Annotated in this window: 20 protein-coding genes; 16 read left to right on the forward strand and 4 right to left on the reverse strand. The window is 71.5% G+C overall.

The genetic code is table 11. From position 1 onward, the window contains the following. The first annotated feature begins 85 nt into the window (after positions 1-85). From ABZ990_RS01355 to ABZ990_RS01385, 7 genes are all read left to right on the forward strand, one after another. The gene (locus ABZ990_RS01355; RefSeq protein ID WP_361223383.1) at positions 86-1,261 is read left to right on the forward strand and encodes a helix-turn-helix transcriptional regulator; all 1,176 of its coding nucleotides are present in this window, start codon (positions 86-88) and stop codon (positions 1,259-1,261) included. Positions 1,262-1,401: 140 nt separating this feature from the next. Next, entirely contained in the window at positions 1,402-1,590 is a 189-nt protein-coding gene (locus tag ABZ990_RS01360) for a hypothetical protein (protein ID WP_361223694.1), read from the forward strand. Then, the gene (locus tag ABZ990_RS01365) at positions 1,587-1,826 is read left to right on the forward strand and encodes a hypothetical protein (protein ID WP_361223384.1); all 240 of its coding nucleotides are present in this window, start codon (positions 1,587-1,589) and stop codon (positions 1,824-1,826) included. Before ABZ990_RS01360 ends, ABZ990_RS01365 begins: the two co-directional genes overlap by 4 nt. A gap of 364 nt (positions 1,827-2,190) precedes the next feature. Beyond that, a complete protein-coding gene (gene tgmA, locus ABZ990_RS01370; RefSeq protein ID WP_361223387.1) occupies positions 2,191-2,454 on the forward strand; it encodes a putative ATP-grasp-modified RiPP in 264 nt (87 codons plus the stop codon). A 5-nt stretch (positions 2,455-2,459) separates the two neighbouring features. Next, a complete protein-coding gene (gene tgmB / locus ABZ990_RS01375) occupies positions 2,460-3,416 on the forward strand; it encodes an ATP-grasp ribosomal peptide maturase (protein WP_361223389.1) in 957 nt (318 codons plus the stop codon). After that, positions 3,413-4,576 (forward strand): ATP-grasp peptide maturase system methyltransferase, encoded by a 1,164-nt coding sequence (gene tgmC / locus ABZ990_RS01380; RefSeq protein WP_361223392.1) that lies wholly within the window; start codon positions 3,413-3,415, stop codon positions 4,574-4,576. The genes tgmB and tgmC overlap by 4 nt, the downstream gene beginning before the upstream one ends. A gap of 276 nt (positions 4,577-4,852) precedes the next feature. Beyond that, positions 4,853-5,116, forward strand: coding sequence for a hypothetical protein (locus tag ABZ990_RS01385; RefSeq protein WP_361223393.1), 264 nt, complete (start codon positions 4,853-4,855; stop codon positions 5,114-5,116). Positions 5,117-5,252: 136 nt separating this feature from the next. On the opposite strand, the gene ABZ990_RS01390 is transcribed toward ABZ990_RS01385, so the two are convergent. The 4 genes from ABZ990_RS01390 to ABZ990_RS01405 are packed head-to-tail and all read right to left on the reverse strand — an operon-like array spanning position 5,253 to position 9,731. Then, positions 5,253-5,552 carry a phosphopantetheine-binding protein gene (locus ABZ990_RS01390; RefSeq protein ID WP_361223395.1) on the reverse strand — a complete coding sequence of 100 codons (300 nt, stop codon included), beginning with the start codon at positions 5,550-5,552 and terminating at the stop codon, positions 5,253-5,255. Positions 5,553-5,574: 22 nt separating this feature from the next. Next, the gene (locus tag ABZ990_RS01395; RefSeq protein WP_361223397.1) at positions 5,575-7,020 is read right to left on the reverse strand and encodes a cytochrome P450; all 1,446 of its coding nucleotides are present in this window, start codon (positions 7,018-7,020) and stop codon (positions 5,575-5,577) included. A 6-nt stretch (positions 7,021-7,026) separates the two neighbouring features. Beyond that, positions 7,027-8,235 carry a methyltransferase gene (locus ABZ990_RS01400; protein ID WP_361223400.1) on the reverse strand — a complete coding sequence of 403 codons (1,209 nt, stop codon included), beginning with the start codon at positions 8,233-8,235 and terminating at the stop codon, positions 7,027-7,029. Between the two features lie 2 nt (positions 8,236-8,237). After that, entirely contained in the window at positions 8,238-9,731 is a 1,494-nt protein-coding gene (locus ABZ990_RS01405; RefSeq protein WP_361223403.1) for an amino acid adenylation domain-containing protein, read from the reverse strand. 273 nt (positions 9,732-10,004) lie between these two features. On the opposite strand from ABZ990_RS01405, the gene hppD reads away from it, so the two are divergent. The 9 genes from hppD to ABZ990_RS01450 are packed head-to-tail and all read left to right on the forward strand — an operon-like array spanning position 10,005 to position 19,807. Continuing rightward, complete coding sequence (gene hppD, locus ABZ990_RS01410; protein WP_361223406.1) at positions 10,005-11,111, forward strand: 4-hydroxyphenylpyruvate dioxygenase; 1,107 nt, start codon at positions 10,005-10,007, stop codon at positions 11,109-11,111. Continuing rightward, complete coding sequence (locus ABZ990_RS01415; protein ID WP_361223409.1) at positions 11,108-12,217, forward strand: alpha-hydroxy acid oxidase; 1,110 nt, start codon at positions 11,108-11,110, stop codon at positions 12,215-12,217. The genes hppD and ABZ990_RS01415 overlap by 4 nt, the downstream gene beginning before the upstream one ends. Next, complete coding sequence (locus tag ABZ990_RS01420) at positions 12,214-13,743, forward strand: PLP-dependent aminotransferase family protein (protein ID WP_361223410.1); 1,530 nt, start codon at positions 12,214-12,216, stop codon at positions 13,741-13,743. Before ABZ990_RS01415 ends, ABZ990_RS01420 begins: the two co-directional genes overlap by 4 nt. Positions 13,744-13,748: 5 nt before the next feature. Continuing rightward, complete coding sequence (locus ABZ990_RS01425) at positions 13,749-14,840, forward strand: N-acetylneuraminate synthase family protein (protein ID WP_361223413.1); 1,092 nt, start codon at positions 13,749-13,751, stop codon at positions 14,838-14,840. Further along, positions 14,824-15,633, forward strand: a complete 810-nt coding sequence (locus tag ABZ990_RS01430) for an SDR family oxidoreductase (RefSeq protein WP_361223416.1) — start codon at positions 14,824-14,826, stop codon at positions 15,631-15,633. Before ABZ990_RS01425 ends, ABZ990_RS01430 begins: the two co-directional genes overlap by 17 nt. A 26-nt stretch (positions 15,634-15,659) precedes the next feature. Continuing rightward, entirely contained in the window at positions 15,660-17,567 is a 1,908-nt protein-coding gene (locus tag ABZ990_RS01435) for a transketolase C-terminal domain-containing protein (protein ID WP_361223419.1), read from the forward strand. A 31-nt stretch (positions 17,568-17,598) separates the two neighbouring features. Next, entirely contained in the window at positions 17,599-18,273 is a 675-nt protein-coding gene (locus ABZ990_RS01440) for an RraA family protein (protein ID WP_361223422.1), read from the forward strand. Continuing rightward, positions 18,273-19,163, forward strand: a complete 891-nt coding sequence (gene rfbD / locus ABZ990_RS01445; RefSeq protein ID WP_361223424.1) for a dTDP-4-dehydrorhamnose reductase — start codon at positions 18,273-18,275, stop codon at positions 19,161-19,163. The genes ABZ990_RS01440 and rfbD overlap by 1 nt, the downstream gene beginning before the upstream one ends. Continuing rightward, entirely contained in the window at positions 19,163-19,807 is a 645-nt protein-coding gene (locus ABZ990_RS01450) for an HAD family phosphatase (RefSeq protein WP_361223426.1), read from the forward strand. Before rfbD ends, ABZ990_RS01450 begins: the two co-directional genes overlap by 1 nt. The last annotated feature ends 1 nt before the right edge of the window (position 19,808 follow it).

Here is a 19,808-nt window from a genome sequence, read left to right on the forward strand (position 1 = left end):
GCCTGAGCTGTAAGGCTCCCGTAATTTCGACGGGGGTCTTGCCATCTCTGCTGACGTTCGCTACTGAGAGCCGTACTCTCGGTGCATGAGCGCCAACATCGGGGAACGGCTCCGGGACGTCCGCAAGCGCCGGGGCATGAGTCAAAGAGAACTCGCCATTCAATCCGGCCTCTCCCTCTCCTTGATCCGCAAGCTGGAGCAGGGGGAGCGCAACGATACGCGGCTCGAGACGGCACGCCGGCTCGCATCCGCGCTTCGGGTGCCCACGACCACCCTCATGGCGGAATCCAGGGAAGAGACCGCTAAACAGGTGGTCGTCGACCAGTGGGAGCCGGTGCGCCGAGCCCTGGTCGGTTCCCCGCCGAGCGGTGAACTCGAAGAACCCACTCTTCAGGGCGTTACCACGGCCCTGCGTGACGCGATGCCTCTGTTCCGTGGAGACCGCTTCGCCGAGCTTGGCGCCATCCTTCCTCCGCTCCTGCGTGATGCCGAAGTGCTTGCCGGGCTTCACCCGGACGGTCGGGCGGTGCGGGTGAAGCTGATGCAGCTCACTGGATGGCTCTTGACCCAGACCAGGCAGTTCGACGCCGCGGAGATGGCGCTTGAACGAGCCCTCGATGAGTCTGCGGATCGACTTCAGGGCGCGTCCACGGTCAACACCCAGTGCTGGCTCTTTTTGCGCCGTGGAAGGCTCGCGGAAGCCCGGGAGCTGGCCACCGAGTGGGCAGACGAGACCGAGCCAAGGTTGTCGAAGGCCACCCCCGAAGAGCTGAGCGCCTGGGGTGGGCTCCTGCTGCGCGTCTCGGCCGCGAGTGTCAGGGACAACCGCCCCGGCGAGGCTGAACACGCCATGCGCCTGGCGAAGGCGGCGGCAGTGGCCATGGGGCGTGAGTACGCACCGCGTGAGGACTCCTTGCGTACCTTCGGGCCCGTCACGGTGGCGCTGAAGCGCGCCGAGAACGCCATGATCATCGACCGGCCCGACAAGGTGCTCCAGCTTGCAACCGAGGTGCCCGCCGACAAGCTGAGGCCGACCTCGAACAACCGTCATCGCCACCTGCTTGACGTATCCGATGCCTACGCCCGTACTCGTCGCTACGCGGAGGCGATCGAGGTGCTTCAGGGTATCCGGAACTCGTCGCCGCAATGGCTGTCGAACCAGAGCTACGCCCGGGACATCCTGGCGCGCGTTGTGAGCAAGCGGCGCACCCTCACGCCCGAGATGCGGACGCTCGCGGATGCGGTGAACCTGCCGATGTAGCGCGTCGTGGCACTTCGATCCGACGCCCCGTCAAAGTGCCATCGACGGGGCGTCGTTGGTGCCCGTAGCTTCGGATCATGGAAACGACGGAGGAAGACGGAACGACCGTCCCGCCCCAGGACTGCAAGCTCGGCGCACTGATGATGGACATCAGCCGCGGTGTGGCCGGCATCGTCATGGGGCGGGACGGCGGGGTCCGGGTACAGCTTCGCCCGCTGGGCGGCGGCCGGGAGTGGGACGCGGATCGCGTTCGGCACCTGACGCCCCACGAGGAGCTGAACATCCGCTGCGCGGCGCGCGACGAGATGTTGCGGAGGCGCGGTCTGTGAGCGGCCCGAAGACGATCGTCAAGCCCATGCTCTGGTCCCTCATACCCGACCGTGAGCCGGACGCCGAGCCGATGACCCACGCCATGCGGTGTGCCGTGTGCGGTGACGGCTCCGAGGACAGCGGCTCGTGGGAAGCGCCGCAGACATGGGCTCTGGAGCACTCGGGCCGCAACCCGTCGCACCACACGTACCGCGAGATCGTCGAGCGGCCGTGGCGCACGATCATGCACGGCTGACGTACGGCTGACGCACCGACTGCCCGCTCGGGCGGAGCGCCGGATGGCGGGGCGTACCGGCCCCTTCCCGGCTCCATGGGCGCCCCGCCTGACGGCGAACCCCTGAGATCGCCCCTCACGGACGCTTTCGCCGTCGACCGTGAGGGGGTCTCGCCCAGCCCTCGTCCTCCGTCCGCGGAGAGCGGCGGCTTCCCAAGCTCCCGATCCGGCTGTCGTGTTGGGGAACTCCCGCCGGATCGGGCCGGCCCCGCCTCGTACTCCACCGGCGAGGCGGGGCCACCTTGGTTCCCGTGATTCACACCTGGTAGCGAACCTCAGGGCCGACCATTTCGGTTCCTGCCCTCCCCACTTGAAGGAGCGATCGATGTCCGCAACCGCACATCTGACCCCTGTCCGCCCGTGGGGCGTCGGGCGACTCGCGCCGTACCCCACGACCGTTCACCTGCCGCACGCGTCCGTGTCCGTCGACCCCGAGACGCAACTCGGTGTCTTCCGGGATCGGTACGGCCTCGTCGTCGAGATGGGCAAGCACGGCACCCACTCCGGTACGGAGACCTCGACGATCACGAGCCCCGACGGGCAGTCCGGCAACGACCAGGGCAGTGACCAGGACAGCAACCAGGACTGATGGTCATGCCCGAGAAGAGGCCGGTCCTCGTGGTCACCGAGGCGGACGACGTCACCGCCGACATGGTCATCAGGGAACTCAACCGGCTCGATGTCCCGGTCGTGCGGATCGACCCGGCCGACATCGGGGCGGACCTGACGGTCTCGGCTCGGTTCGGTACGCGCCCGGCCCCCGTGGCCGGGCGCGTGCGTACTCCGTCGAGAACCGCAGACCTCTCGGATGTCCGCGCGGTGTACTGGCGCCGGCCTGTCTGGCCCACCTTTCCGGATCTGGGGGAGCATGACGCCCAGTTCGCCGTGGCGCAGGTTCGCTACGGGCTGGGCGGCTCCCTGTACGCGATGGAGGGTCCCGTTTGGGTGAATCACCCCCTCCGCGTCGCGGTGGCAGACTACAAGCCCGCCCAATTGGCAACGGCCCAGCGTCTTGGTCTCACCGTGCCGGCCACGCTGGTGACGAACGATCCTGATGAGGCACGGGAGTTCATCTCCTCCCACGAGCGCGTGATCTATAAAACACTGCGCTGGACGCCCTATCAGCGAGACGGCGTCCCCATGGCGGGTTGGACCGAGACCGTCGCCGCCGAGGAGATCGACGAGAGTCTGCGAGTGGCGCCCCACCTCTTCCAGACCGTCGTCGACAAGGTGGCCGACCTCCGCGTCCTGGTCGTCGGCCGACAGGTGTTCGCCGTACGGATCACCTCCGGTCTGCTGGACTGGCGCAAGGACTACTCGGCCCTTTCGTACGGCGTGGTGGCCCTGCCCGGGGCAATCGAGAGCGCACTTCTCTCGTATCTGGATCACTACGGACTGGCGTCCGGCAGCTTCGACTTCGCCGAGGACCGACAAGGCGACCTGTGGTGGCTGGAGCTGAACCCCAACGGGCAGTGGGGATGGCTGGAGCCGCACACCGGATTGCCCATGGCCGCCGCGTTCGCGGCCCTACTGACAGGAGAGACCACATGACCGACACCGGTCCCGAGCGCCGGAGGCTCGCCGCTCGACTCGTGCAGTCCGGCGCCCTCGTGACGGACGCGTGGCGGGCGGCCGTCGAAACCGTTCCCCGCGAACTCTTCCTGAATCCGGGAGTGTTCCTTCCCGAAGGCGTGCGGTGGCGGCCGGTCACGGCCACCGGCTCCGATCCCGCGGAATGGATCCGGACCGCCTACAGCCTCGACACACTGACGACCCAGCTCGACGGGCACCTCACCGCCGACCAGGTGAGCGAACCCGTGGCAGGACTTCCCACGTCCTCCTCCACCATGCCGGCCCTCGTGCTCGGCATGCTCGAAAGCCTGGATGTGGAGGACGGCCACCAGGTCCTGGAGATCGGCACCGGAACCGGTTACTCCGGCGCCCTGTTGTGCCACCGTCTCGGCGAGGACAACGTGACCACCGTGGAGGTGGATCCGGGGGTCGCCGCACGCGCGGACGCCGCCCTGGAGACGGCCGGCCACTCCACGTGGACCGTGACCGGCGACGGTCTTCTCGGGTATCCCCGGCGGGCGCCGTACGACCGGGTCATCGCCACCTGCCTGGTCCGCCGTATCCCTTACGCGTGGGTGCGGCAGACCAAGCCGGGCGGAACCATCCTCGCCACCGTCGGCTCGTGGGCGAACGGCTCCGGTCTGGCGAAGGTGACCGTGCGCGAGGACGGCACGGCCGAGGGCCGGATCATCGGGCGCGCGAGCTTCATGCAGGCACGCTCGCAGGCCACCACGCCTGTCGCCGGTGACCTCTCGGCGCGTACGGCCTACGCCGACAGCGAGCGGCCGGCCAAGGTGACACCGCTCGCGCTGGACGAGTGGACGCCCGCTTTCCTCGCCCAGCTTGCCGCACCGGGCGCTCAGCTCGTACGTGCCACGACGAGCACGGGTGCGCGACTCCTCTACCTCTTCGACCCCGAGCACGAGTCGTTCGCCGAGTTCACGATCGACGGGCAGGAGTGGCGGGTCCGCCAGGGTGGCCCCGTCTCTCTGTGGGACCGGGTCGAAGAGGCGTTGATCGCCTGGGAGGCCGCAGGGAGCCCCGACATCACCGCCGTACGGCTCCGCGTCACCCAGGCGTCGCACCGCTACTGGATCGAGGGCGAGTCCAGGGCGATCTGGGAACACTGCCTCGACTGAGCGGAGTCGGGTGGTGTGTGAACAGCCCGGGTGCGTACGGACCGACGCCAAGGTGTGGTGTGCGCACGCGCACCCGTACTGTCCCAGGGGGCGCGGTGGGCCGCCCCGTCCCTTCTCACGCCGTCCGTGCCTCCGCGCCTCCGCTCCCGCCCTTCCGGTGGTTTGCCTCCCGCGCCTCTTCCGGTGAACGGCTCCACGCGCTGTGCTGGTCCCCTCTCCTCACACCCGAGGAGAGGGGACTTCCGGTCCCCTTCTCTCCCTTGAAAGGACCGTCCCATGCACGCTGTCAAGCGCACCGTCGCCGTCCTCTCTCTGGCCCTTCCCCTTCTGATCGGCGGCGCCGGCCTGGCCGCCGCCGACACCGTCGTCTCGTCCGGCTCGACCACCACCGTCGGCCCGAACGGCGTGTCGACCAGCTCCGGGCAGATGGTCTACTCCTCGTCCGGTGCCGGCTTCAGCCTCGCCGCGACGACGAATGAAACCGTGATCGGTATCTCGGGTGTCAGCACGAGCAGCACCAGCCTCGCCGTCTTCGCCTGAGCTTCACGGGTGGCCGGCCGATCACGCCCGCGGGAAAATTCCCGCTGTCTCCGACGGGCCGAAGCAGGTGGCGGCCACGCGAGGACGGCGGGAGCGCTGGTGCGCTTCCGCCGTCCTCGTCAGTGGCCCCGGGTGCTCAGGAGCGCCCCAGGGCTCCTTCCCCGGGCAGTGCGAGCCGACCGGCGAAGTCCGCGAGCACCGGGTGCTCCAGCAGGACCCGGACCCGGATCGTGACGCCGAGGCGGCGGCGCAGCGCGGCCACCACTTCCATGGCGGCCAGTGACTGGCCGCCCAGGACGAAGAAGTCGTCGTTTTCCGCGACCGGGACGCCCAGGACCTCCTGCCAGATCGCGGCGATCGCCGCGATCGTGGGGGCAGTGGCTGTCGCGGGTGTCGCGAGGGGTTCGGTGGTTGCGGGAGTGTCGGTGGTGTTCAACGTTCATCAGCTCCTTGGCGGCTCACGCCGGGCTCAGCCGCACCGGCAGACTGGTCAGTCCGTGGATGAAGTTGCCGGTGCCCCACACCGACGGGCCGGCCAGGGCCACCGCGCGCACCCGGCGGGTCAGTGCGGTCAGCAGGGCGCTCAGTTCGAGCCGGGCGACCCGGGACCCGACGCAGACATGGGGGCCCCAGCCGAAGGCGAGGTGCCGGTTCGGCGTGCGGTCGAGTCGGAAGGTGTTCGGGTCGGCGAAGACGGCCGGATCGCGGTTGGCCGAACAGAGCCAGGCGGTCACCCGGTCGCCGGGCACCAGCGCGGTGCCCGCCACGGTGACCGGGCGGGTCACCGTACGCAGCGCGTGCAGTCCGGGGGTGGTCCAGCGCAGGATCTCCTCGACGGTGGTGGGCAGCAGCTCCGGCGATGTGCGCAACCGGGCCCACAGCGCGGGCTGTTCGGCGAAGACCAGCAGCGCCCCGGCCGCCGCGTACCGGACGGTCTCGCTGGCGCCGGTCAGCACCCCGCCGCAGTTGACGATCAGTTCCTCGTCGGTCAGATCGCCGCCCGCCGTGAGCAGCGCGCTGATCAGGTCGTCGCCGGGACGGGCCCGGCGCTCGTCGAGGAGGTCGGCGAAGTAGCCGAAGATCTCCGCGTTGGCGTCGAGACGGTCGATCGGGTCGGGGGAGTCCAGGCCGTCGGTGGTGAGCCGGCCGATCAGCGGCCAGTCGGCCCGGGGCAGATCCATCATGGCGCAGATGACCTGGTTGGGCAGCCGCCGGGCCAGATCGCCGACGGCGTCCAGGACCACGGGCCCGGGCACCCTGGGTGGCCGTTCGCCCCCGTTGCCGTCTACGTTTCCGCCCGCGTATCCGTCCCCGTTCCCGTTCCCGCCGCTGTCCCTGTTCCCGCCCAGGTCCTCGGACGCGGCCGCGCCGACCACCTCGTCCACCAGGTCGGTGACCCCGTCGACGATCCGGTCCTGCCAGCGGCGCAGTGCCGCAGGGGTGAACGGCGCGCCCACCACACGGCGGATCCGGCCGTGCCGGGGCGGGTCGCTGACCACCATCAGCCGGTCCGCGACCCGGTCGGCCGCCTCGTGGGAGCCGCCGAGCCGGATGCCGGCCCGGGAGCTGAAGGTGGCCGGATCGCCCAGGACCGCCAGGACATCGTCGTACCGGGTGGCCACCAGGAACCCGGGGCCGTCCGGCTCCGGATGCCGGGCGAGGCCGGGGCGGGCGCGCAGGGCGGCCAACTGGTCGAGATGCCGCTGCCCGGCGAAGACCTCCGGCGAGAGCAGATCGAGGTCCGGGGCGGGGTACGGAGCGACGCCCGGGCCGAGGTCGAGGCCGGGAGTGGTACCCGGACCCGGACACGTACCCGAGCCGGGGTCAGGGCCAGAGATAAGGCCAGCGCCAGGGCCGGGAGCGAGGCCGACGAGGCCGTGGGCGGGTGCGGAGTCGGTGTCCATCGGCGCTCAGCGCGCCTCGATGACGGAGAACGGCGAGCCGGGGATCGGCTGGACCCGGTGCGCGGGGTAACCGGCGGCTCGGAGGATCCGGGCGAAGCCCGACCGGCTGCGTTCCCGGCCGCCGGTGAGGACCATCATCCCCAGATCGCTCCAGTGGCCGAGATGCGGCGAGCCGTCCTCCGGCACCAGCATCTCGATCACCAGCAGCCGACCGCCGGGTGCCAGCGCGCGCCGGCTCGACCGCAGGATGTCCACCGCCTGGGCGTCGGTCCAGTCGTGCAGGACGCTGCACAGCAGATGGGTGTCCGCGCCGTCGGGCACCGACTCGAAGAAATCGCCCGCCACCGTGCGGCAACCGGGCACGCCGCCACGGGAGTTGACCTCGTCGATCACCGAGGGGCGGTCGAACAGGATGCCGCTCGCGTGCGGGGCGGCCGCGAGTATCTCCCCGAGGAGGAAGCCGTCGGCGCCGCCGATGTCGAGAATGACCCCGGACGGCGTCCAGTCGACGGCCCGGGCGGCCTGCCGGTAGAGCCGGCCGGTGCGCTCGCGCATCCGGCGCAGGAACGCGAGGTTCTCGCCGTGCCGGGTGTTCTTGACCCCGAAGAAGTCGCCGCTGTCGTCGCCCCCGTCGTCGAAGGCGGCCGCGCCCGTACGGAAAGTGTCGGTGGCGCGCAGCCAGGCATGCTGGCTCTCGGCGTTGACCAGCGACGCGGAAAGGCTCTCCGGGTCGTCCCGGCGCAGCCGGGAGCCGAGCGCGGTCAGCCGGAAGCCGCCGGCCGGATCGCCGGCGAAGAATCCCGCGGCGGCGAGGGCGGAGAGCAGCCGGGCCAGGGAATCGGAGTGGGTCCCGGTCAGCTCCGCCGTGGTGGCGACGGGCTGCGGGGCCAGGAAGTCCATTACATCGGCCACGCCGAGTTCGACGGCGATGCGCAGGGCGTGCGGCAGCACCGCGACCATGCTGTCGTCGACGAGCGTCAGATAGTCCGCCACGATCCGGGCGGTGGTCTCGGCCGTAGCGGTCTCCGCCGCGAGAGTGCCGGCAGAGAGGGTGCCGGCCGCGGGGGCGCCGACCGTGGTGATGCCGGCCGCGGCGGGCCCGGTGCTCCCGGCGGCAAGGCTCCCTGTGACCTGGTCCCCGACGGGGGCGGGGCCCGCGGCGGCCCCGGCTCTCTCGATGGTCTCGGTGCTCTCGGCGGTCTTGTACGTGTTCATCGTCAGTCCCTTTCCGAAGCCGGGGCGCGCAGCAGCTCCGCCACCGCCCGGTGATCGACCTTGCCGTTGGCGTTGTGAGGGAGTGCGCCGAAGCGGCGCACCAGATCCGGCACCAGATGGCCGGGGAGCCGGTCCCGCAGCTCCGCGCGGACCCGGGCCGGGTCGGCGGCGCCGCTGAAGGCCAGCGCCAGACGTTCGTACGCGCCACCGCGGCCGGGCAGCGCCACCGCCGCGCAGTCGCCCACGCCGGGGCGGCCGGCGGCGTGGCTCTCCACCTCGGCCAGTTCCACCCGGTAGCCGCGGATCTTCACCTGCCGGTCGGCCCGCCCCAGGAAGTGCAGTACTCCATCGGCGTCGCGCTCGGCTCGGTCGCCGGTGCGGTAGACCCGTGTCGGCACGCCGTCGACGTCGACGGTGACGAACCGTTCGGCGGTGCGCTCCGGGTCGCGGAGGTACCCCTGGGCCAGTCCGGTGCCCGCGACGCACAGTTCGCCGTCGACCAGATGGACCTGGGTGCCGGGCACCGGCCGCCCGATGGGCACGCCGTGCGGCCGGTCGCAGTCCTCGGGCCGGATGTGGTGCATGGTGGCGAAGGCGAAGGACTCGACCGGGCCGTAGCAGTTGTGGACGGTGGTGTCCGGGTGGTGTGTCAGCAGGGAGCGGACGGGCCCGGGAGCCAGCCGTTCCCCGCCGATGAACATGAGGTCGACCCCGTCGAAACAGTCGGGGTCCAGCCGGACCAGCAGGTTCACCACGGACGCGACCAGGACGAGGGTGTTCACCCCCTGTCGCGCGATCAGATCGCGCAGGGTGTCCGGCAGCAGATGGTCCTCGTCGGGCAGCACCACGGTGCCGCCCCGGCTCAGCATGCCCCACAGCTCCAGGCCGCAGGCGTCCCAGCCGACGGGGGAGAGCTGCGGCAGTACCCGGCCGGGGCCGAAGGCCGAGAGGGGGCCGCTGTCGAAGAGCCGCAGCACGGCCTGATGCGGGGTCACCACCCCCTTCGGGGTGCCGGTGCTGCCGGAGGTGAAGAAGACACAGGCCGGATCGGCCGGCCCGATGTCCGCCCGCACCGCCCGTCCTGCCGGGGCCGTCCGGAGTGCCGGGGCCGCCGGGGCCGTCCGGGTCTCGTGCGCCGGCCCGTCCGGGGGAGTCCAGCACGGCACGCCGGCGAGCGGCGTGTCCGTGACGAACAGCGGTGCCCGCAGCAGGCCCAGCAGTTCCCGTACGCGTGCCTCCGGCCACCCCACGTCGATGGGGCAGTACGCCGCGCCCGTCTTCAGTACGGCCAGCAGCAGTGCCACCATCCGGGCCGAACGCGGGACGCGTACCGGCACCAGGGCGCCCGGTCCGACTCCCGCTCCGGCCAACTCGGCGGCATACGAATCGGCCATGGAAACAAGTCGTGAATAGGTGACCGGTCCCCCGGCGTCGACGAGAGCTATTCGGTCGCCGTATTCTGCCGCGCGCTTGTCGAGTGCCTGATGAATCAGCACGTATCGCTCCTTGTCCGCAGCTTCGATCGCACGCATATTCGGCCTGTCGTGGCGGAAAGTGCAACCCCTAGGTACCCCAACCCCTAGGAACCCCATAGCGGATGCCCCGTCACCCTGATGTGGGACGAGGCATTCCGCAGTATCGAGCGGCTCGCGCCGGCATTCGTTGACATTCTTCGGCGCCCGTCCGTAGCGTTTTTTCGTCGCGGTACCGGGATCGGCAATTTCTGTTCCCGCCGTGGAAACCGATTATCCAGACCTTGGGGGGAATTGGTGTCGTCCGCACCCCGGACCAGAAATCGGCACGCCCTCGATGCCGGTATCGACCACATCACCATCGCCGTCGGCGATGCCCACGTCCGTGCCGCCGAGTTCGTCGACCGCTACGGCTTCGACGTCATCGCCGCCGGGGACAACCAGGAGTTCACCGCCGTGGCGGTGCGGCAGCGGGACATCGTCCTGGTGCTGCTGCAGGGCCGCTCCGACGACCACCCGGCCACCCTGTTCACCGCCCGGCACGGCGACGGCGTGAGCGACATCGCCCTGCGCGTGAAGCCGCAGCCGCAGACGGAGACGGAGACGGATCCGTACACGGACGCGGACGCGGACACGGATCCCGAGACGGAGCCGGAGCGCACGGCGCTCCAGCCCTTCGGCGACGTGACCCACACCTTCGTACGCCGGACCGCCGGCGAGCCCTGGTCGCTGCCCGGCATCGAGCCGGTGGCCGCCGAGGAATCCGCGGAGACCGCGGAGACCGCAGAGTCCGCTGCGGACGCGATATCCGCGAAGCGCCATCTGATGTGCGTGGACCACATAGCGATCTGTCTGGAGAACGGCGAGCTGGACCCCACCGTCGCGTTCTACGAGCGCGAACTCGGCTGGGGTGTGGTGTTCGCCGAGGACATCCACGTCGGCGCGCAGGCCATGCAGTCCAAGGTGGTGCAGAGCCCGAACGGACAGGTGACGCTGACCCTGCTGCAGCCCATGAGCGGGGCCGTCCCGGGCCAGATCGACGACTTCCTGAAGAAGCACGGCGGCGGCGGCGTCCAGCACCTGGCGTTCGCGGTGCCGGACATCGTGGCGGCCGTGGGCGATCTCACCACCTCGGGCGTACGGTTCCTGTCCACGCCCGACGCGTACTACGAGAACCTCGAAGAGCGCCTCGGTCCGGCCGGCCACCCGGTCGCGGAGCTGCGCGAGCACCGGGTGCTCGCCGACCGGGACCACGACGGCGAGCTGTTCCAGATCTTCACCCGCTCCGAGCACCCGCGCCGCACCCTCTTCATGGAGGTCGTCGAACGCCGGGGCGCCACCACGTTCGGCAGCAACAACATCCGCAAGCTGTACGAGGCGGTCGAGCGGCAGGACCTGGCGTGACGGACAGGCCGGCCGTCCAGGCGACGGAACCGCTCACCCTCGCCGACGTCGAGGACCGCGCCCGCGCGGTGCTGGCGCCCGAGGTGTACGACTTCGTGGCCGGCGGCAGCGGCGCCGAGTCGACGCTGGACGCCAACCGGGCCGCGTTCGACCGCTGTCATCTCGTCCCGCGCGTGCTGTCCGGGGTGGGCACCGCCGACACCACGACCACCCTTCTCGGGGTGCCGGCGTCGCTGCCGGTCGTCGTGGCGCCGATGGCGTTCCACGCCGTCGTGCACCCGGACGGCGAACCGGCGGTGGCCCGGGCCGCCGCCGCGGCCGGTCTGCCCTTCACGGGGGCGACCCTGGCCGGCTGCCCGCTGGACGAACTGGAGGTGCCCGGCGGCACGTTGTTCTTCCAGCTCTACTGGCTGCGCGACCGGGCCCGTACCGAGTGGCTGATCGACGAGGCCGAGCGGCTCGGCGCCCGCGCCCTGATGCTCACCGTGGACGTCCCGTTCATGGGCCGGCGGCTGCGCGATCTGCGCAACGGCTTCGCCGTGCCCGCGCACGCCGCCCCGGTGAACCTGCCCGGCGGCCAGCGCGGCGGCGGCCAGAGCGTCGGCGCGCACGCGGCCGCCGTGATCGACCCCACCCTCACCTGGTCCGACCTGGAATGGCTGCGGCGGCGCACCCGGCTTCCCCTGGTGCTCAAGGGAATCCTCGACCCGGCGGACGCGCGGCGCGCGGCGGACCTCGGCGCGGACGGTCTCGTGGTGTCCAACCACGGCGGCCGGCAGCTCGACGGCGCCGTGCCCGGCCTGCTGGCCCTGCCCGCGATCCGCGACGAGGTCGGTGACGCGTGCGAGGTCCTCGTGGACAGCGGGGTGCGCAGCGGTACGGACGTGCTGCGCGCGCTGGCCCTCGGCGCGTCCGGAGTACTGCTCGGCCGACCGGTCCTGTGGGGGCTGGCCGTGGGCGGTGAGCAGGGCGTGAGCGGCGTACTGGAGTTGCTGCGCACCGAACTCGCGACATCGATGGCCCTCGCCGGCGCGCCGGATGTGTCCGCCGCGGCACGGCTGGGTGTGCGATGGGCGTCCGAGGCGAGCGAACGGGAGAAACCATGACCGAGTCGTCCAGCGACCGGACCGCACCGACCACACCCACCGGCCGGACCACACCCCCCGGCCGGACCGCACCCCCCGGCCGGACCACACCCACCGCACCGACCACACCGACGGACCCGACCGCACCCACCGCACCGACCGCACCGACGGACCAGCGCCAGGACCCGACCGGCCCGACCTCCCCGGCCGCCGGAACCACTCCAGCCACCAAGGCCACACCAGCCCCCCGCCCCGCGGCGGCGCTGGACCTGGCCGAGCTGCACGGTTCGCTGTCCGATCCGGCGCTCGTGTCGATGAACCTGCTGAACGAGGTCTCCGACCTCTACCCGGACGCGGTCTCCTTCGCGCCCGGCAGGCCGGACCCGGGCGGCTTCGCGATCGAGGACGTCCACCACTACCTGCGCATCTGGACCGATCACGTCGCCGGCACCGAGCCCGGCGGCTCGGAGACCGCCCGCAAGCGGCTCTACCAGTACGGTCGGACCAAGGGCGTGATCCAGGACCTGGTGGCCCGCAACCTCGCGACCGACGAGAACATCCACGTCGACCCGGAGTCGGTCCTGGTGACCGTCGGCTGCCAGGAGGCCATGGTCCTGGTCCTGCGCGCGCTGCGCGCCGACGACCGCGATGTCCTCCTCGCCACCTCCCCGGCGTACGTCGGCATCACCGGCGCGGCCCGCCTGGTCGACCTCCCGGTCGTCCCGGTCGACAGCGGCACCGGCGGCATCGACCTGGACGATCTGGCGGACAAGGTCCACAAGGCACGGGCGGCGGGACTGCGGCCCCGCGCCTGCTACCTGGTGCCGGACTTCGCCAATCCGACCGGGCTCAGCCTCGACGTACCGACCCGGCGCCGGCTGCTCGACCTGGCCGCCGAGCTGGACATCCTGCTCGTCGAGGACAACCCCTACGGGTTCTTCGGCGACGGCGCGCCCCCGAGGCCGACGCTCAAGTCGCTGGACACCGACCACCGGGTCGTCTACCTCGGCTCGTACGCCAAGACCGCCCTGCCCGGCGCCCGGATCGGGTTCGTGGTAGCGGACCAGCCGGTCGTCCGGGGCGGCGAGAGCGTCGGCACCCTCGCCGACGAGCTCTCAAAGATCAAGAGCATGATCACTGTCAACACCCCGCCGATCGCGCAGGCCGTCATCGGCGGCAAACTGCTGGACAGCGGCTTCGCCCTGCGCGAGGCGAACCGGGACGCCACCGCGCGCTACGGCGAACGCCTGAGACATCTGCTCGACGGGCTCGCCGCGCGGTTCCCGGACCCGTCCCCGGTCTCCTGGAACCGGCCGGACGGTGGATTCTTCCTGGTCGTCACGGTCCCGTTCGTCGCGGACGACGACCTGCTCGCCTACTCGGCCAAGCGGCACAAGGTCATCTGGACGCCGATGCACCACTTCTACGCGGCGGGAGGCGGACTGCGGCAGCTGCGGCTGTCCTGCAGCCTGCTCACGCCCGAAGAGATCGACCTCGGACTGGACCGGCTCGCTTCGCTGGTGACCGATCTTCTGGAGAGGACCTGACAACCATGAGAGCGCTGACGGTAAACCAGCGGACCATATCGGACGACTCCGACGCCTATGTGATCGCGGAGATCGGCCACAACCACGAGGGCGACCTGGGCAAGGCGGAGGAGCTGGTGCGCCAGGCCGCCGCCGCCGGGGCCAGCGCGGTCAAGCTGCAGAAGCGGGACAACCGCTCGCTGTTCACCCGGGAGATGTACGACTCCCCGTACACCGGACGCAACAGCTTCGGCCCGACGTACGGCGCGCACCGCGAGTTCCTGGAGTTCGGCACCCACGAGTACACGTATCTCCAGCAGCTCTCCGCCGAACTGGGCGTGGACTTCTTCTCGACCGCCTTCGACTTCGCCAGCGTGGACTTCCTGGCCGAACTCGACGTGCCGGCGATCAAGATCGCGTCCGGGGACATCCGCAACACCCCGCTCCTCGCGTACGCCGCCAAGGCGGGCAAGCCGCTGATCGTGAGCACCGGCGGTGCCGACATGGAGGTGGTGCGGCGCGCCGTCGGCACCGTCCTGCCGCTCAACCCGGACCTGGCGCTGCTCCAGTGCACGGCGATGTACCCGGCCGAGCCCGAAGCGCTGAACCTGGCGGTGCTCGGCACCTACCGGGCCGAGTTCCCGGACACGGTGGTCGGCTTCTCCGGGCACGACCTCGGCCCGTGGGCCGCCTGGACCGCGTACGCGCTCGGCGCCCGGGTGGTGGAGAAGCACGTCACCCTCGACTGCACCCGGCCCGGCAGCGACCACAAGTTCTCGATGGAGCAGGCGGCCCTGACCGAACTGGTCGACGGGCTCGGCCGGGTACGGCGCTCGCTCGGCGGCCGGGACAAGGCGGTCCAGCCGGGTGAGCGGCCCGCCATGCTCAAGATGGGCAAGAAGCTGGTCGCCCAGCGGGACCTGCCCGCCGGACACCGTCTCAGCCTGGAGGACGTGGCCATCAAGTCGCCCGGCGACGGGCTGACCCCCGACCGGCTCGCCGACGTGGTGGGCCGTCATCTGAGCGGGCCGCTCGCGGCCGACGCCGACATCACCCTGGACGTTCTGACGGACGTGGGCATGGCCATGGACATGGACAGCGATGCCGGCCGCGATTGATCTGACCGGGTCGGTCGCCGTCGTGACCGGCGTGTGCGGCCGGCTCGGCCCGGTGTGGGTGGACGCCCTGCTCGGCGCCGGTGCCGACGTGGTGGGCCTGGACGTCCAGGACGCCGTCGGCCCGGGGCTGCGGGCGGTCCTCGACGACCACGGCCCCGAGCGGTTCACACTGCTGGTCGCGGACGTCACCGACACCGACGGGCTGCGCCGCGCGCTCGACGCCTGTCTGGACCGGTCCGGAGTGCCGTCCGTCCTCGTCAACAACGCGGGGATCGACAGCCCGCCGTCGGCGCGGGGCGGCAGCTGGCGCTTCGAGGACATCCCGGACGAGGTGTCCGGCGGCATCCTCGGCGTCAACGCCCACGGGACGCTGCGGATGTGCCAGGTCTTCGGCGCGGAGATGGCCCGGCACGGCCGGGGATCCGTCGTCAACATCGGCTCGATGTACGGCGGTCTGGCGCCCGACCCGCGGATGTACGAGCACCTGCCGGTGGACCCGCCGTTCCTGAAGCCGCCCGCGTACGGCATGTCCAAGGCCGGCGTGGCCGCGCTCACCCGGTACCTCGCGGCCCTGTGGGGTCCGTCCGGGGTCAGGGTCAACACCTTGTCGCCGGGCGGTGTCCTGGGCGCGCAGGACCCCGTGTTCCGGGAGAAGTTCGACGCCCGGGTGCCGCTGCGGCGGATGGCCCGCGCCGAGGACCTGACCGGGCCGCTGCTGTTCCTCGCGTCCGATCTGAGCCGCTACGTCACCGGAACGGAACTCGCCGTCGACGGCGGGTTCGGCTGCTGGTGACACCGACCCCTCCCCGAGGAGAAGCCATGGACAGGTCCCTGGCCTGGATACCGAGGACCGAGTTCGAGCGCGTCCTGGACCATGTCGGCGATCCGCACGACAGGGCCCTCGCCTTCGCGGCGCTGACCCGCATCAACACCCTTTACATGATCACGCGCGCCGGTTCGGGGCACATCGGCTCCAGCTTCAGCGCCGCCGACGTGGTCGGCTGGCTGCTGCTGGAGGAACTCGACCGGCCGTTCGAAGCCGGCGGCGATGTGTACTTCTCGTCGAAGGGGCACGACGCCCCCGGCCTGTACGCGGCGATGATCGCCCTCGGGCACCTGGACGAGGAACTGCTGCACCGGCTCCGGCGGATCGACGGACTGCCCGGACACCCGGACACCGGCACCCCCGGCATGCCCTTCAACACCGGCTCCCTGGGCATGGGCATCTCCAAGGCGAAGGGCCTGATCCTCGCCCACCGGCTGGCCGGCCGGACCTCCCGGGTGGTCGTCATGACCGGGGACGGCGAACTCCAGGAGGGCCAGAACTGGGAGGCGCTGCCCAGCGCCGCGCGGTACGGGATGGGCGAGTTGACCGTGGTGGTCGACCACAACCGGCTGCAGTCCGACACGTTCGTCACCGACGTGAGCGATCTCGGCGATCTGCGGGGGAAGTTCACCGCCGCGGGCTGGGGTGTACTGCGCTGCGACGGGCACGACCCCCGGCAGCTCCAGGAGGCGTTCGCCCGCCGGGCCGCGGACCACCCGGACCGGCCCGTGGTGATCATCGCGGACACGGTGAAGGGCGGCGGCTGCCCCACATTCGCCGCCACCTCGATGGCCCCCGGAGAATGGCGCTACCGCCACCACAGCGGCGCGCCGAGCCCCGCGGACCACGACGCCGCGTACCGCGAACTGACCGCTACGGCCGAGGAGATACTCGCCCGGCACGGCCTCGCCCCGCTGCGGCCCGTCGTCCGTACGGTGGACCTGCCGGCGAAGCCCGCCGCGGTGCGGCTGCCCGAGCTGTACGGCCGGATGCTCACCGAGGCGGCGCACGAGGACCCGGGGATCGTCGCGCTCGACGGCGACCTGGTGCTCGACACCGGTCTGATCCCGTTCCGCGAGGCCCACCCCGACCGGTTCGTCGAATGCGGCATCGCCGAGCAGGACATGGTCTCGATGGCGGGCGGACTGGCGGCCGGCGGCATGCGGCCGTTCGTGCACTCGTTCTCCTGCTTCCTGCACGCGCGCCCCAACGAGCACATCTACAACAACGCCACCGAACGGCGGCCGGTGGTCTACGTCGGCTCGCTCGCCGGGCTGCTGCCCGCCGGGCCCGGCCACTCGCACCAGGCGGTCCGCGATGTGTCGGCGCTCTGCGCCGTCCCCGGACTGGCCATCCTGGAGCCGTCCCACCCGGCCCAGCTGGAAGCCGCCGTACGCTACTGCCGGACCACTCCGGACAGCGTCTATCTGCGGCTGTCCAGCCAGCCGGTCCCCGCCGAGCTGGCCGAACTGCCCCCCACCCCGCTGGTGGTGGGCCAGGGCCGGGTACTGCGTGGCGAGGGCGACGGCCCCGTCGCGATCGGCGCCGGCCCGGTCGTCCTCGCCCAACTCCTCGGCGCCGCCGAGCTGCTCGCCGAGCGGGGCGTCGCACTCACCGTGGTGGATCTGCCCTGGCACAACCGGATCGACCCGGCGTGGCTGAGCGGACTGCTGACCGCCGCCCGTCACCTCTTCGTGGTCGAGCACCAATTCGACCGAGGCGGCCAGGCCGATCTGATCGCCCGGCACCTGCTGGAGACGGGCACCGGGGACGGGACCGCCTTCCGCGGCATCGGCCTCACCGAGGTGCCGCGCTGCGGCACCGAGGCCGAAGTGCTCGCCGCGCACGGCATGGACGCGGCCCACCTCGCGGACCTGATCGGCGCGGACGTCAAGGGCTGAACCGCACCACCGAACCCATGGGAGACACAACGTGGAAACTGTCCGCAACGAACTGAACCGACCCTCCGAGGAGCTCGTCGAGGGCTTCCGTTCGGTCCTCGCCGAGTACAGCCCGAGCTGCCTCGTCACCGACGCGCGGCGGCGGGTCGGCGCGATCGGCGGCCTGCTGCCGGTCAAGCACCACCACAAGATCGCCGGACCGGCGCTCACCGTCAATCTGTCCATCGACGACCTGGTCGACTGCATGCCGGTACTGGCCAAGGCCCAGGCCGGCGACGTGATCGTGGTGGCCTGCCACGGCACCACCCGCACCGCCATGTGGGGCGGCCTGATGTCCACCCTGTCGAAGCAGATCGGCATCGCCGCCGGCATCGTCGACGGCGCCATCCGCGACGTCGACGAGATCCGCGACCTCGACTTCCCGGTCTGGTACCGCAGCACCGTCCCGCGGCCCTCGCCGACCGCCGTCCACGACCGCACCGAGCCGGTCCAGGTCAACGTGCCGGTGGTGATCGACGGACAGGTGATCAACCCCGGGGACATCGTGGTCGCCGACGAGAACGGCATCGCGGTCGTCCCGCAGGGCGAGGCCGCAGCCGTGCTCGACCACACCAAGATGAACATCGCCAGGGAGCGGGTCATCCGCGACAAGATCAGTTCCGGTCTGACGGTCCCCGAACTGATCGCCGAGTTCGGACACCTGTGATGCGGGTCTATCTCACCGGCGCGGACGGGATGCTGGGCACCGCGCTGCGCCGCGAACTCGCGGCGCGCCCGGAGACCGCCGGCTGGCCCGTCCTCGGGGTCTCCCTCGCCGACTTCGACATCGGCGACGAGGCCGCCGTCCGGGAGTCCATCGCCGACTTCAAGCCCGACGTGGTGGTCCACACCGCCGCCAACGCGGTGGTGGACTCCTGCGAGAAGGACCCGGCCCAGGCGCTGCGCGTCAATGTGGGCGGCACCCACCATGTCGCCGACGCCTGCCGCCGGCACGGCAGCCGGCTGATCTACATCTCCAGCGACTACGTGTTCGACGGCCGGGCGCCCGGGCCGGCCGGCTACAACGAGGACGACATCCCCGCCCCGGTCAGCGTGTACGGACTGACCAAGCTCGCCGGCGAGCGGATCGTCGAGGCCGTGCCCGACCACCTCGTGGTCCGCACGTCCTGGCTGTACGGCGGCACCGACCCGGATCTGGACCAAGTGGTCGCCGCCGCCCGCGAGTTCCTCGACGGGGGCCGGCCGAGGCTGATCGACGACCAGTTCAGCAGTCCGACCTACATCCCCGATCTGGCGTCCGCCCTGGTCCGCCTGCTGCCCGGCGCGCTGGCCGTCCGAGGTCTGCTGCACATAGCCAACCGGGGCCGGGCCAGCTGGTACCAGGTGGGCCTCGCGCTCGCCGAACGGCTCGGCACCGCCCACCCGGTGCCGATGTCCATGGACGACGCCGGCTTCGTCGGCGGCCGGCCGCGCGACTCGCGCCTGGACAGCACCCGCGCGGCCGCCTTCGTCCACGCCATGCCGCACTGGACCGACGCCCTGGCCCGGTACTGCGCCCGGCTCACCGCCTTCGACCGAGGGCCGGTGGACCACTGATGTCCACGCCGTTCCTGCTGCTGGACTTCGACGGCGTGGTCTGCGACACCGAACGGGCCGCCCTGCTGGCCTGGCAGGACCTCTACGACCGGCTCGGGGTTCCCCTGAGCCCCGGCGTACGGGCCACGATGCTCGGCAACTCGGCCGGTGCCCGGGTCGCGCTCGACGACCTGGCCGGCCACCTCGGCCGGCCGGTCGCGGACGACGAATGGAACTGGCAGCGGGAGCGGCGGACCGCCCGGTGCTCCGCCGCACCGGCCCGGCCCGGCGTGGAGCGGCTGCTCCACGCCGCCGACGGCGCCGCGATCGTCTCCAGCTCCCCGGCCGTCTGGGTGGAAGGCCACCTGCGGCGGCTCGGGCTGCTCGGGTCCTTCGCCTTCCTGGTGACCGGCGACGACAGCGGCCGGCACAAACCCGCGCCGGACCTGTACCTGCTCGCGCTGGCACGCGCCGGGGTGGCCGCCGGGGACGCGCTGGCCGTCGAGGACTCCCCGCTCGGCGTCCGCGCCGCCCGGGCCGCCGGTCTACGCTGCGTGGCGGTGCCCTGGGAGCCGGCCATGGCCCCCGGCCTGGCCGGCGCCGACGCGGTGCTGGCCGGCCTGGACGAGCTGGATCTGCGGCGATATCAGCGGAACGAGGTGTGAC

Source organism: Streptomyces sp. NPDC046203 (genome assembly GCF_040646255.1).
Lineage (GTDB): Bacteria > Actinomycetota > Actinomycetes > Streptomycetales > Streptomycetaceae > Streptomyces.